Raw genomic sequence first — 12764 nt, 5'->3', positions numbered from 1 at the left:
TCAGTCGACGTACTGCTTGAGTTCATCGGTGTCGAGCTCGATGCCCACCGGATCGGGGAGGCTGACCTTGTCACCGAGCCGGGACACGTGGATGTCGCGGTAGCCGACCTCAGGATGCGGGTTGCTGTGCACGAGAACCGAAAGGTTGTCACGGTCGATCAGCAGGTAGACGGGGATACCCGCCTCCGCATACGCCCGCGGCTTCTCCACGCGGTCGCGGTTGTGGGTGTCCGAGTCGTACGACGTGATCTCGACTGCCATCAGAACGCCGTGAGGTTCAGCCCAGTCGCCCTGCCCCACGAAGTGGTCGACTGGTGCCAGCACACCGTCGGGCCGCGCCCGGCCCTTGCGGTAAGCCTCCACCTTCAGGCCCTGCAACGGATTGAGATCGAGCTCGGGCCGAGCACGCATGCACTGACGGATCAGCCACATCGTGATCGTCCCGTGGTTGCCGTTCGTCACCTTCTTGAGTCCGATCCGTCCGTCGATGAATTCGAACCTGACGGTCTCGTCCTCCCGCTCGGCGAATTCGGAGATCCGCTCGAACATGTCGACCGACAACTGAGACGACGCGAGTTCTGCCATAACCGTCATGGTGCCTCCCTTCGCAGGCAGGCACCAGCTTGACGAGTCGTTCGCGACCATCGCTCGGAATCGGTCGGTGATCAGCCAAACAGGTGATCACCTCATTGCGACACTCAGCCCCTCCAACCCCCGGATCACGAAGTTCGGCTTCCGCTCGGGTTCCGCCGCCAGGCTGAGTGTGGGGGCCTGCTTCAGCAGCGCGGTCATCGATGCCGCCAGCTCGATCCTCGCGAGCGGGGCGCCGATGCAGTAGTGGATGCCGGCGGAGAAGGAGATGTGCGGGTTGTCCTTGCGGGTGAGGTCGAGCGACCCGGGGTTCTGGAACACCTCCGGGTCGTGGTTGGCGGACCCGAAGAGCATGGCGATCTCCGCGCCCCGGGGGATGGTGGTCCCGTCGATCTCGATCTCGTCCAGCACCCAGCGCTCGAAGAGCTGGAGCGGGGTGTCGTAGCGCATCAGCTCCTCGATGGCGGAGGGGATGAGGCTGTGGTCGGCGCGCAGGGCGGCCAGCTGGTCCGGGTTGCGGAAGAGGGCGTACCAGCCGTTGACGGTGGCGTTGACCGTGGCTTCGTGCCCCGCGTTCAGCAGGAGCACGCAGGTCGAGATCATCTCCTGCTCGGTGAGGCGGTCGCCCTCGTCGTGGGCGGCGATGAGGCCCGAGATCAGATCCTCGCCGGGTTCTTCGCGGCGGGCCGCGATCAGCTCCCGCAGGTACTCCGAGAACTCGACCGAGGCCCGCACCGCCTTGGCCGCGACGTCCTCCGGCGGGTTCAGCTCGTACATCCCGCAGATGTCGGCCGACCAGGGGCGCAGCGGCGCCCTATCGGCCTCGGGGATGCCCAGCATCTCGGCGATGACGGCCACGGGGAGCGGCTCGGCGACATCGGTGAGCAGGTCGCCGCCGCCCTTCTCGACGAGCCGGTCCACGAGCTCCCCGGCGAGGTTGCCGACGTATGGCTTGAGCTGCTCGACCGTCCGCGGCGTGAACGCCTTCGACACCAGGCGCCGGATGCGGGTGTGGTCCGGGGGCTCCAGGTCCAGCATCCCGTGGTCGTTGAGGGTGTGGAACGGCTCGTGTTCGGCAGGGGGTGCGGTGCGGCCGAAGTCCTCGTGCGAGAACCGGTGCTGGTACGTCCGCCCGAGCCGCCGGTCGCGCAGCAGCGCGGAGACGTCCGCGTGGTGCGGGACGAGCCACTGGTCGGTGGGCTCGTAGAAGTGCACGCGGCCCTTGGCGCGCAGCTCGGCATAGGCGGGGTAGGGATCGGCAAGGAACTCCGGGTCCCACGGGTCGAAGGCGGTCATGGACGGACGCTAACCCGCTATCCGCCCGCCTGACCAGGGATGTCAGTGCTCCGGCACGAGGTGGCGCTGGTACCAGGTGCCCGGCTTGCCGCCGAGGTGGGCCGGGTCGGCCGGGCCCACCGGGACGAACCCGGCCTTGGTCAGCACCTTCTGGGACGCCACGTTCTGGTGGGTGGTGGCCGCCCGCAGGGTGCGCAGCCCGTGCCGGTCCGCCGCCAGCCGGCACAGCTCCAGCACGGTCGAGGTCGCCACGCCCCGGCCTGCGACATGCTGCGCGACCCGGTAGCCGAGTTCGGCACCGTGGTCCTCGATGTCGACCAGATTGAACCGGCCGAGCACCGAACCGTCCTCCGCGACGAGCACGTGGAAGGCGCAGATGCCGGCCTCCTGCTCGGCCAGCAAGGCGTCGTACCGCTCGGTGAACCGCTCGAAGTAGTCGTCGCCCCGGTCGGAGATCGAGGCGGCGAAGTAGGCGCGGTTCGCGAGCTCGAAGGCCAGGACCGCCGGGGCATGACCGGCACACAGCCGCTTCAGCTCGGGCATTCGCCCGACTTTACTCAGGTGGTACGCCGAGGCCACCTGGTTTTCCACAGGCGGCCCACGACGGCACCGTGCGACGACACCGACTGCGTCAGGCGACGGAGTACGCCCTGTACACCGTCTCCACCGAGCGGTCTCCGGCGGAGTCGGTCACCTCGGAGCGCAGGGCGACGGCGCCGGAGGCGGGGTTGTGGACGGACGCCTGCCAGGTGGAGCCGACGTGCCTGACGGTGGCCGCCTGCCAGGTCCTGCCGCCGTCCGCGGACGACCAGACCCGGAGGGACTTGGCGGTCACCTCGGTGAACCTCACGTCCGGCCCCTGGGAACCGCGCCCGGCGCTCACGTCGACCGTCGTGGTGCTGTTCGCCGCGGCCTGGTTGTTGCTGTTCAGCCCGGTGGGCAGGAAGCGGGTCAGGAAGACGGGGGCGACGATCGCCTTGTTCGGGTCGGCCACCTTGAAGTGCCAGTCGAGGGTGGCGCGGGACGACAGCATGCCGGCGGGGAAGGTGATGCCCGGACGGTAGCGCTGGGCGTCGACCGTCAGGCGGTACCAGCCGGCCGAGCGGATTCCGGCGGAGAACTCGGCGTCGGGGCTGGCCCAGTTGGTCAGGGTCTTCTTCTTGATGGTGGTGCTGCCCTTGGACAGGACCACCGTCTCCTTCGTCGGGTCGGCGCCGCTGGTGCCGACGTCCGGGTCGCCGATCAGGGCCTGCGGAATGAAGGTGACGGACTTCCGCCCGAGCAGCGGAAGATAGTGCATCGGACTCCACACGGCCCGCCCGAAGGACTGGGTGAAGCTCTGCCCCGCCTTCAGCGTCCTGACCTTCGGGAAGCCGCCGCCGACGTCGTCGCCGTTGCTCGCGAAGATGTCGTCGCGCGGCTGCCAGGTCCCGGGCGTCACATGGACGGTGGCGCTGTACGGTGCGTAGTCTTCGCGGACCGTGGCCATCAGGTCGGTCGTGCAGTCGTCGGTCTTCGGCTGTGCCTGGAGTGCGATGGCGTGCTGACGGGCCATCTGTGTACCGCTGCGTACCGAGAAGCGCATCGTCGCCAGCTTCGACCGCTTGAACGACCCACCGGGGGCGGCCGGGATACCCGTGGTGTTCTTCACGGCGACATAGCTGTCGTTGCCCGACCACTGCGCCAGATACCCGAACTGCAGCAGCCTGGAGGAGTTCGGGATGGCGTAGAGAGCCCCCTCGTCGTTCCAGCCGCCGGTGCCGAAGGCGGAGGGCATGTTGCTGACGGCGGCACACACCTGCGCGCTGATCCGCGGCGGAGCCGTCACGTCGGCGGGGGTGTCGAGCGACACCTTGACCGCCTTGCCCTTGCGCGCGTCGAGCGTCACGGACTTGCTGCCCGAGACCTGTACGACCTGCGCGCCGATGGTGTCGGTGCCCAGCCCCTCCGTGCCGTGCTCCCAGATGTCGGTCATCGCGATGTAGCGCCCCGCCGGCAGGCTGATCCGCTTGCCGGACTTGACGCTGTACGACTGCCCGGACGGCACGGCGACGACGGTGACCGTCGTCGAGACCTTGGCGCCGTGCCGCCCCAGCGTGGTGACGGCCAGCGAGGCCGACGCCGCCTGCGCGGAAGCGGCGAAAACACCGGAAGCGACCAGCGGCACCAGCGCGGCCACACCGACGAGGCCGAGCGATCTCCGTCGCACCTTCATCCTCAAGTCCCCCTCCAGTCCCCGAAGTCGGCCAATCGTAGTTCAGCGAGGGTCGCTGTCCCGTGACGGGTGGACCTTCAGGTGGTCGATGAGGGCGGTGAAGGCGGCGGGCGGGAAGGAACAGGGTGGCGCGGGCCGGGGCCTTGGAGTCGCGGACGGCTATGGAAAAGCGTTCGAAGCTGTGCCGGCTGGGACTGCGCATCGATGAACGCGGTGCCCCTAGGGGCGTCCCGTTGCCCTGTGTCCCACTGGGGCACTGGACCTCCCAGGTACATCATCGAGGCTCCGGCACCAGCGAAGCCTTCGCGCTCGACAGGGATGACGCGCACGGTGACCTGTCCTGAGCGCGACACCTGGCGGTCAGCCACGTCGCGTACCCCGCTCCCCCGGGGTGCCGTGCAGAAGAACCGCTGACGAGTAACGAGCAGGTCCCCAACGCCCGGCATCTGGAGGAGCCCGGTGCTGCGGTCGCGCTCACCGGTGAGATGACAGCGGCCCGGTCACAGGCTCGTGGACGAGATCCTGTCCCCCGCCCCGGGTCAGCCCGTCACCGGTCAGGCCGGCCGACGTGGACACGCGTGGGCGTCACAGTCGACAAGCGTGCATGGCGGTCGTCAGGATCGCCCGTGCCCCCAGCTCGTACAGGCCGTCCATGATCCGTTGTGCCTCCTTTCCCGGGACCATCGCGCGGACGGCCACCCAGCCGTCCGTGTGGAGCGGGGAGACGGTCGGTGACTCCAGTCCTGGGGTGAGGGCGATCGCCTGCTCCAGCTGCCCGGCGCGGCAGTGGTAGTCCATCATCACGTAGGTGCGGGCGATGAGGACGCCCTGGAGGCGGCGGACGAACTGCCGTACGGACGGGTCGGAGGCGTCCGCGCCGGTGCGGCGGACGACGATCGCCTCCGATGTCGCGATCGGCTCGCCGACGACTTCCAGGCCCGCGTTGCGCAGGCTGGCACCGGTCTCGACGACGTCGGCGATCACCTGGGCGACACCGAGTTCGATCGCCGTCTCGACCGCTCCGTCGAGATGGACGACGGAGGCGACGACTCCCTGGTCGGCCAGGTGCTTGGCGACGATGCCCTCGTACGACGTGGCGATGGTCAGGCCGTCGAAGTCGGCGATCTCCCGCGCGGTGCCCGGCCGGGCGGCGTACCGGAAGGTCGAGCGGGCGAAGCCGAGGGGGAGGATCTCCTCGGCGTTGGTGCCCGAGTCCAGCAGCAGGTCGCGGCCGGTGATGCCGAGGTCCAGCCGGCCGGACGAGACGTAGACCGCGATGTCCCGGGGGCGGAGGTAGAAGAACTCGACGTCGTTCTCGGGGTCGACGAAGACCAGCTGTTTGGCGTCCTTGCGCTGTCGGTAACCGGCCTCGTGCAGGATCTGGGCGGCGGGCCCGGACAGGGAGCCCTTGTTGGGGACGGCGATGCGCAGCATGGGCCGGTCTCCTTCACATGGCAAAGAGGGGGGTGGGGGCACGCTCAGTCGCCGAGGGTCAGTACCGCCGACGACTCCGCGCCGCTCGACGCGTTGATCGCCGATCCGGGGCGTACGGGGGCCTGGCGCATGAAGACGCCGGCGTAACTGCCGCCGAACACCAGGGGGGCGAGGACGACTTCACGCCCGCCGGAGGGCCGGACGCCGGGCACGCCGACCACGGACGGCTGTACTCGCTCCTGCAGTACATGACGCTCGCGCGGGTCGGCGAGTCGTTCCCGCAGCTCCGCGGCCCAGGCCCCGTCGTCCGCCGCCAGGAAGCCGAAGGCCAGGTCCTTGCCGCCGTATGCCGAGGCGGGTTTGCAGAGCAGCCGCTCGCGTTCCTCGATCGCGCGGTCCAGGCTCTCGGGCGTGAGCCGGAAGGTCACCGGGACGTGTGCCTGGACGAGGGCCTGTTCCTCGTCGGTCAGCAGGTGCTGGTACTCGGGGTCGTGGAGCAGGGCCAGGTTCGCCTTGTTGTCGTGGAGCGCGGCGGCGGGGGAGCCGATGAAGTCCAGCTTGCCGGCGGTGTCGAGGTCCATCAGCGCACGGGTCAGTGCGGGCGGCACGAAGTTCTTCGTCTCGTGCCAGGTGTAGGCGGTGAAGACGGCGTCCACTCGCCTGCCCCGGAAGTGGGCCCCGTCGTCGGTGAGGTCCAGTTCGCTGATCAGCCCGCAGCTGATGTCGTGGCCGGCGGAGCGGATCATGTCGACGAAGAAGCGGCGGCCGCCGTCGAGGTCCGCCGGGTTGGCGGTGGCCTCGAAGACGTGCAGCGGCCCGTCGCCGCGGGCCCGGGTGAGTCCGGCGAAGACGTCCAGCCACACCCGTGCCGTGTCGGGGCCGTCGAGCCGTAGGCCACGCTCGGCCAGGAAGGCGGCGTAGCGCGAGTCGCCGGTCGCGGCGGTGTAGGGGGCGAGGGTGCTGAGTCCGCCGAGCGAGGCGGCCACGTTCAGCTCGACGAGTTTGAGTCCCGCGTCGGTGACGACCAGGTCGGGCCGCATGAAGGCGGTGGCGACCCGGCGCAGGCGGGGTCGGCCCAGCGCCTCGGTCATCAGGGCCGCGTCCTCGTCCGGCAGGCCGAGGTAGGCGGCCCAGGCCGCCAGGTCGTCGCCGAAGACGCGGCGCGGGAAGCCCGAGATCAGTTCGGCGAGCCGTACCCCGATCGTCTCGACCTCGTGTGCCGCTTCGGCGGTGAAGGGGTGCGGTGGGTACTGATGCCGCCAGACGGGCCGGTGCAGCCGCTCGGTGAACCACTCCCGGTCGGTCTCGGCTGCGGGCGTCGCCGCAAAACCGTCCCAGACCGCGAGGGCGCGCGGGTCCAGCCAGGACCACGCGTCGGGCTCGGCCGCGCTGCTGGAGTCCGCCCCGCCCGCGTCCGCGCCGTCCAAGGTGCCCGCGCCCGTCCTGTCCGCACGTGCCCCGGCCTGCATGCCGACCCCGCTCATGACAGCTTCCCGGCGGTCCGCAGCGCCGCGAGCACGGTGTTGACGGCCTCCGAGGACCGGTCCTCACCGGTCGCCCGGTAGTGGTAGCTCAGCCCGCCCGGGTTGACCATGTTGATCTCGATGACGTACGGGAACGCCAGGTCGATGCCGGAGTAGAAGATCCCCAGGTCCATCATCCGCTTGCCCAGCGTGCGTACGAACTCGTCCTCCTCCGGGGTGAGTTCGAGCGCGGCGAAGCGGGCGCCCAGGGTGGCGTTGGAGCGGTGGTCGTTCTCCGGGTGGAAGCGCAGGAACCCGGAGACGGGGACGTCGCCCGCGAGGATGACCCGCTTCTCGTTGGTGCGGACGTTGGGGATGTACTCCTGGACCGCGGTGTGCCGTTTGGCCATGCCGATGACGTCACGGCCGTAACGCCCGTAGCGGGAGGCCGCGTTGCCGGTGGCGCCTGAGAGCAGGGCCGAGCGGTTGCGGTCGTGCTTGTTGACGACGAACACGTCCGCCCCGCAGCCGCCGTTGGTCGGCTTGACCACCCAGGAGCGGTCGCCGTCGGCCTCGACGAGCGCGTTGAGCCGGTCGAAGTCGTTGGAGACGTACGAGACCGGTAGGTGTTCAGCGGGGACCACGGCACCCAGGTTGATCTTGGTGTTCAGGTAGAACAGCGCCGAGGCGTCGTTGACGAACGGCACGCGCTGGTTGAGCAGCCACAGCAGCTGGAAGGAGTCGGTGCCCGACTCCGGGTGCGTGCCGGCGAGGACCCACACGAGGTCGAACTCCTCGGCGGACGCGTACGGCAGACTCAGCTCGGGGAAGCTGCCGCCGCTGGTGAACTCCTCGCTGAGCCGTACCCGGTCGCAGACGACGACGGAGTCGTGCACACACAGGGTGTCGATGTCACCGATGTGCACCTCGTGGCCCTCGCGGTGGAGGGCGCTGGGAATGATCGAGTGGTTGTTCAGCTCGAAGGTGGAGGCCCCGGAGACCAGGACCAGGATCTTGTACGGCAACGGATGCACCTCGTTGTGTGAGTCGTGGGTGGGGTGGTGCGGGGGGCGTGCGGTCACGCGGGCTTCGACCCGGCCGTGAGTGTCCGGACCGCTCGGGCGAGGTTGTGCTCCAGTTCCTCGCGGGTGTCTCCGGTGCCGAGCACGAACGCGTGCCGGTCGCCCGACCTGCGGATCTCCGGCGGGGTCGCGCCCGCGGGGACACTGATGTGCACCTCCGCGACGCCGGGGAGTGAGGCAACGAGTGCGGTACTGATGCCGTGCAGCGGGACCATCCGGTCGAAGGTGACGTACCGGATGCCGGCGACCCGCCTGTGGGGAGGGGTCGGGAGCGGTTCGAGGCCGAGGACGGCGGCGATCGTCTGGGCGAAGACGTCCTCGCCGAGGGCCAGGTCGAGCATGTCGCTGATGCGGTCTCCGCCTGGCCGCCCGTGCGACTCGATGAGCCTGGGTCCGGCGGCGGTCAGCATGACCTCGGTGTGCGAGGGCCCGTAGCGGTAGTCCACGGCGTCCAGGACGGCGGTGACCAGCTCGGTGATCGCCTCCTCGGCGGCCGGGCCGAGTGTCACGGGCAGGGTGTGTCCGGTCTCCACGAAGTGCGGGGCGCCCGTGGTCGCCTTCTCGGTGACGGCCAGGACGCGGTGGCCCTCGGCCGAGCTGACCGCCTCGACGGAGTACTCGGTGCCGGCCAGGAACTCCTCCACCAGGTGGGGTGTGGTGAACTCCGCCGAGCCGGCCACGAAGTCCTCGGCCGCCGCGCGGTCCGCCAGATACCGCACGCCCGAACTGCCCGTGCCGTCCACCGGTTTGACCACGCAGGGGAAGCCGATCCGTTCGGTCGCGGACAGGATCTGGTCCCTGCCGGTGCACAGGGCATGGGCGACGGGCCGCCCGGCCCGGTCGCCGACCACGGCCCGCAGCCGCGCCTTGTCCTTGAAGGCGGCCAGCGCGCCTGGGGGGTTGCCGGGCCAGCCCAGCCGCTCGTTGACGATCGCGGCCGCCGCGCAGCCGAGTTCACCGAAGCCGAAACAGCTCACCGGCGCTTGCAGGTCCATCGCCCGCAGCAGTTCGACGAGTTCACCGGGGTCCTCGGTCCAGGCGCTGCGCAGTGGCTCGCCGGGCGCGTTGTCCGGCAGTGGTGCGGTGGGGTCGGCTACGACGATCATCGCGCAGCCGAGCTTCACGGCCGCGTCGATGACCCGGTCGCGGGGGTTGAGCAGTACAGCCGTCGGGGTGCGGAGGTCGGTGTCCGGTGCGTCAGCCATGCTGGCCCGCTTTCGGTAGGAGGGAACTGGTGAGCGCCGCGCAGAGGGAGAGGGAGACGAGCACCAGCCAGATGCCGCTGCCGCCGCTGAGGGACTGGAGCAGATAGCCGCCCATGGTGGAGCCGAGCAGGCTGCCCACCGCGCCGGCGGCGCTCATCGTGCCGAGGGCGAGTCCGGTGCGCAGTGGTGAACTCGCCCTGACCGCCTGCTCGTCCAGGCTGGGCGAGATCAGCATTTCCGCGAAGGTGACCGGCAGGACGAAGACGAACAGGGAGAACCAGCCGGTGAGCGGGATGAACACCGCGTAGGCGAGGGCGAAGGCGAGGAAGCCGACGATGAGGAGGGTCCGTGCCTGGGCGCGGTGGAACACATGGCGCAGCAGGGTGTACTGACACAGCACCACCAGTGCGCCGTTGACGACGAAGACGACGGAGATCGCGGTCGTGCTGCCGGTCGTCCGCTCGGCGGTGATGGGCATGACGACGTTGAGCTGGCTGTAGATCGCCCAGTACGCCACGCCGAGCAGACCCAGCGGCAGCCACTGCCACGGCCCCCATGCCTCACCGGCCGCGCGCGCCGTCGAGTCCTTGCCCGCGGTTCGTGGTCCGGGTGCCGCCCGCCGCACCGGGCGCGCGGTCAGCCGGATGCCGAGCAGCAGATGGGAGAGGACGCAGGCACCCAGGATCCAGCCGAAGCCGAGCGGGTACACGAGGGCGCCCAGGGCGGGTCCGGCGACCACGCCGATGTTCACGAAGGTCGAGCGCAGTGCGAGCATCTCGCGGGGTTCGACGCCGTCCTCGCTCACCAGCAGGGTCTTGACGGACAGGCCGAGCAGCGAGCCGCCGACGCCGATCGCCGCGATACCGGCGACGAGCGGCACGAGCCGGGCACCGTCCGGGCCACCCACGCCGAGTCCGACGCCGAGCAGCAGATATCCCGCGATCCGCAGGGCGAAGCCCGCCGTCAGCACCGTACGGGTGCCGAACCTGTCCACGATCAGCCCGGACACCAGCGAGAAGCCCTGGCCGCAGAAGGAGAGCAGTCCGACGAGAAATCCCGTCCGGGCGGCCGGCACGCCCTGGGCTACGAACTCCAGCGCCAGCAGCGGCAGGAACATGAACGTCGTCAGACCGGTGAGCAGCACCGTCGCGAGCAGGACGCGTCCGGCCGACGACATCCGGCGCCAGGTGTTCATGCCGCCTCGTCTCCTGCGGCGCCGCCGTCCAGGTACTCCAGGTTGGCCATCAGCCAGGCCTCGGTCTTCAGCAGCCGCTCCTCCACCTGTTCGGCGTCGGCGCCGGCGACGATCACGAAGCACAGGTGGGAGGTGCTGTTCTGGGCCACGGCGCCGGGTGCGAGCCCCTCGTTGACCTGGTACTCCCGCACCCAGGGGAAGGGCGGTCGGCCGGGGGCGCGGACCGGCCGGCCCTGCGGCAGCACGGAGACCGAGCCGTGCACCTCGGCGGGCGGGCCGGCGGGCGGCGCCTCGACGGGCAGTCCGAGCGAGTGGCGCAGCCAGGCCGAGTGCAGGTCGACGCCGTAGGTGGCACGGGTGAGCGCGGGGATGCGGTTGCCGCCGACCCGGGAGGCGATCTCGCAGAGCACCAGCTCGTCGTCCGGGGTGTGGAACACCTCCAGGTGGTAGGCGCCGACCTCCGGTGTGTCGAAGGCCGCCAGCACCCGGTCGAGGAACTCCTCGAGGCGCCGGGCGAGCGGATCGGCGGGGAGCAGCTGCACCGAACCGTTGTTGTGCCCCGAGAAGACCCCGAGGCAGCTGCGCAGATAGCGGGAGGCGGCCACGAACCGGTAGCCGGGGGCCAGCACCGCGTCGACGTGGCACATCCGGCCCTCGACGAACTCCTCGGCCAGCAGGTCGTCCCGCCAGTGCCGGCGGCTGAACGCGGTCAGGTCGTCCTCGTCGTACAGGACGACGATGTCACGCGAGCCACCCTGCTTCACGGGCTTGACGACCACCGGGTAGCCGTTCTCCTCGATGAACCCGGTGAGGTCGGTGAACGTCTCCAGGCGGGCGAAGCGCGGGACGCGCACGGCGGCGCCGGCGACCCGCTTCATCACCTCCTTGTCCCGGAAGGACAGGGCGCTCGCCGCCGACTGGCCCGGGATGCCCAGGTCCGCTCGGATCCGGGCGACGCGCTCCAGGTCGTACTCGTTGTCCGTGACGAGGTGGGTGAACGGCTGCTCGGCGGCGAGCCGGCGGATCGTCAGTTCCGGGTAGGGGACGAACTCGCAGTCGGGTACGTACTCGTAGTGCGCGAAGCCCTCGGTGTTCTTCAGTTCGTTGTGGCTGAACACGTGGAGCCGGTCCGCCACTTCGGGGAGCATGGCGGCGTAGTCGTGCTGAGGGCCGTAGTTGATGACGGCGATGCGGCTCATGCGGCCTTCCCCGGGGAGCTCTGGCCGATCGGGAAGACCGGCAGGTCGTCCTGGACGTCGTACGGCCTGCGGGCCCAGTGCATCGTGGACCAGGGGCCCGTCATCCGGGACAGTTCGGTGATGGTGTGCGGCCGGTACTCGGGGTCCGGGACGAGCGGGCCGTCGGGCGGGAAGACCCGCTCGACATAGCGGTGTCCGGGGTCGGCCGCGAGGAAGACGACGGGGCCGCCGTCCGGTTCCTGCCGGCGGATGTGCCGGGCGACCTGCCATCCGGCGCCCGCGGAGAGCCCGGCGAAGACACCGGTGGTGGACAGCAGATGGCGGCAGCCGGCCGCCGAGACGTCGAAGTTGATCCAGTGGATGTCGTCGTAGGCGGTGTAGTCGATGTTGCCGAAGCGGATTCCGCTGCCGATCCCGGCGATGATGAAGCCGTCCAGCGGTATGGCCTCCGAGCCGAAGGAGCGGCTGCCGAAGGGCTGGATGCCGGCCACCCGTACATCGTTGCCGGACGCCCGCAGATACCGGCTCATCGCGCTGGTCGACGCTCCGGTGCCGACCCCGCCGACCAGCGTGACCCCGTCCGACCCCAACTCCTTGACCAGGGTGTTCGCGACGCTCTCGTAGCCGATGTAGTGAACGTCGTCGTGGTACTGCTGCATCCAGTACGCGTCCGGGTTCTTCCTCAGATACGCGTGGACCAGCCGGACCCGGGTCTCCTGGTCGTGCTGGAGGCCGTCGTCACCGGAGGAGGGGACCTGGGTGTAGGTGGCCCCGAGGTACTTGAGCTGGGTGCGGATGGCCGCGTCGACCGCCACGGAGGCGAAGACATGGCACTTCAGGCCGTACTCACGGCAGACGAGGGCGAGCGCGTGCCCGTAGATGCCGCTGGAGCTGTCCACCAGGGTCTGTCCCGGGCGGACGACCCCGCGGTCCAGCAGGTCCCGGACCGCGGCGCGGACCGAGGTGACCTTCATGACCTCGAACCGCAGCACATGGATGCCGTTCCCCAGGTCGATGAGGTCGGGTTCCGCCAGCTTCTCTGCGAATGATCGGTACATGTGAAGAGGTCTAGGGGAGCTGGGTC

General features: G+C 70.0%; 11 protein-coding genes. All 11 read right to left on the bottom strand.

Features of this window, described 5'->3' with window-relative positions:
- Positions 1-594 carry a Uma2 family endonuclease gene (locus ACWDAG_RS31730; protein WP_450699037.1) on the bottom strand — a complete coding sequence of 198 codons (594 nt, stop codon included), beginning with the start codon at positions 592-594 and terminating at the stop codon, positions 1-3.
- A gap of 87 nt (positions 595-681) precedes the next feature.
- Positions 682-1887 carry a cytochrome P450 gene (locus ACWDAG_RS31725; protein ID WP_450698975.1) on the bottom strand — a complete coding sequence of 402 codons (1206 nt, stop codon included), beginning with the start codon at positions 1885-1887 and terminating at the stop codon, positions 682-684.
- 42 nt (positions 1888-1929) lie between these two features.
- Positions 1930-2430 carry a GNAT family N-acetyltransferase gene (locus ACWDAG_RS31720; protein WP_450698974.1) on the bottom strand — a complete coding sequence of 167 codons (501 nt, stop codon included), beginning with the start codon at positions 2428-2430 and terminating at the stop codon, positions 1930-1932.
- Positions 2431-2518: 88 nt separating this feature from the next.
- Positions 2519-4096 (bottom strand): hypothetical protein, encoded by a 1578-nt coding sequence (locus ACWDAG_RS31715; RefSeq protein WP_450698973.1) that lies wholly within the window; start codon positions 4094-4096, stop codon positions 2519-2521.
- A gap of 591 nt (positions 4097-4687) precedes the next feature.
- On the bottom strand, positions 4688-5536 hold the full coding sequence (gene hisG, locus ACWDAG_RS31710; RefSeq protein ID WP_450698972.1) for an ATP phosphoribosyltransferase: 849 nt from the start codon (positions 5534-5536) through the stop codon (positions 4688-4690).
- 44 nt (positions 5537-5580) lie between these two features.
- Positions 5581-7020, bottom strand: a complete 1440-nt coding sequence (locus ACWDAG_RS31705) for a hypothetical protein (RefSeq protein ID WP_450698971.1) — start codon at positions 7018-7020, stop codon at positions 5581-5583.
- The gene (locus tag ACWDAG_RS31700; RefSeq protein WP_450698970.1) at positions 7017-8081 is read right to left on the bottom strand and encodes an ATP-grasp domain-containing protein; all 1065 of its coding nucleotides are present in this window, start codon (positions 8079-8081) and stop codon (positions 7017-7019) included. The genes ACWDAG_RS31705 and ACWDAG_RS31700 overlap by 4 nt, the downstream gene beginning before the upstream one ends.
- A complete protein-coding gene (locus ACWDAG_RS31695) occupies positions 8078-9286 on the bottom strand; it encodes an ATP-grasp domain-containing protein (protein ID WP_450698969.1) in 1209 nt (402 codons plus the stop codon). The genes ACWDAG_RS31700 and ACWDAG_RS31695 overlap by 4 nt, the downstream gene beginning before the upstream one ends.
- Positions 9279-10481 carry an MFS transporter gene (locus ACWDAG_RS31690; protein WP_450698968.1) on the bottom strand — a complete coding sequence of 401 codons (1203 nt, stop codon included), beginning with the start codon at positions 10479-10481 and terminating at the stop codon, positions 9279-9281. Before ACWDAG_RS31690 ends, ACWDAG_RS31695 begins: the two co-directional genes overlap by 8 nt.
- A complete protein-coding gene (locus ACWDAG_RS31685) occupies positions 10478-11680 on the bottom strand; it encodes an ATP-grasp domain-containing protein (RefSeq protein WP_450698967.1) in 1203 nt (400 codons plus the stop codon). Before ACWDAG_RS31685 ends, ACWDAG_RS31690 begins: the two co-directional genes overlap by 4 nt.
- The gene (locus ACWDAG_RS31680) at positions 11677-12738 is read right to left on the bottom strand and encodes a pyridoxal-phosphate dependent enzyme (RefSeq protein ID WP_450698966.1); all 1062 of its coding nucleotides are present in this window, start codon (positions 12736-12738) and stop codon (positions 11677-11679) included. Before ACWDAG_RS31680 ends, ACWDAG_RS31685 begins: the two co-directional genes overlap by 4 nt.
- Between the last annotated feature and the right edge of the window lie 26 nt (positions 12739-12764).

It is taken from the genome of Streptomyces sp. NPDC001157 (assembly GCF_053598255.1).
The sequence above is the reverse complement of the archived record's forward strand: the minus strand, read 5'-3'. Positions and strand labels throughout refer to the sequence as shown.

Bases quoted from the DNA above. Each gene is read 5' to 3' on its own strand.
- ACWDAG_RS31730 (WP_450699037.1), bottom strand. From the start codon at position 594: ATGACGGTTATGGCAGAACTCGCGTCGTCTCAGTTGTCGGTCGACATG.
- ACWDAG_RS31725 (WP_450698975.1), bottom strand. From the start codon at position 1,887: ATGACCGCCTTCGACCCGTGGGACCCGGAGTTCCTTGCCGATCCCTAC.
- ACWDAG_RS31720 (WP_450698974.1), bottom strand. From the start codon at position 2,430: ATGCCCGAGCTGAAGCGGCTGTGTGCCGGTCATGCCCCGGCGGTCCTG.
- hisG (WP_450698972.1), bottom strand. From the start codon at position 5,536: ATGCTGCGCATCGCCGTCCCCAACAAGGGCTCCCTGTCCGGGCCCGCC.
- ACWDAG_RS31705 (WP_450698971.1), bottom strand. From the start codon at position 7,020: ATGAGCGGGGTCGGCATGCAGGCCGGGGCACGTGCGGACAGGACGGGC.
- ACWDAG_RS31695 (WP_450698969.1), bottom strand. From the start codon at position 9,286: ATGGCTGACGCACCGGACACCGACCTCCGCACCCCGACGGCTGTACTG.
- ACWDAG_RS31690 (WP_450698968.1), bottom strand. From the start codon at position 10,481: ATGAACACCTGGCGCCGGATGTCGTCGGCCGGACGCGTCCTGCTCGCG.
- ACWDAG_RS31685 (WP_450698967.1), bottom strand. From the start codon at position 11,680: ATGAGCCGCATCGCCGTCATCAACTACGGCCCTCAGCACGACTACGCC.
- ACWDAG_RS31680 (WP_450698966.1), bottom strand. From the start codon at position 12,738: ATGTACCGATCATTCGCAGAGAAGCTGGCGGAACCCGACCTCATCGAC.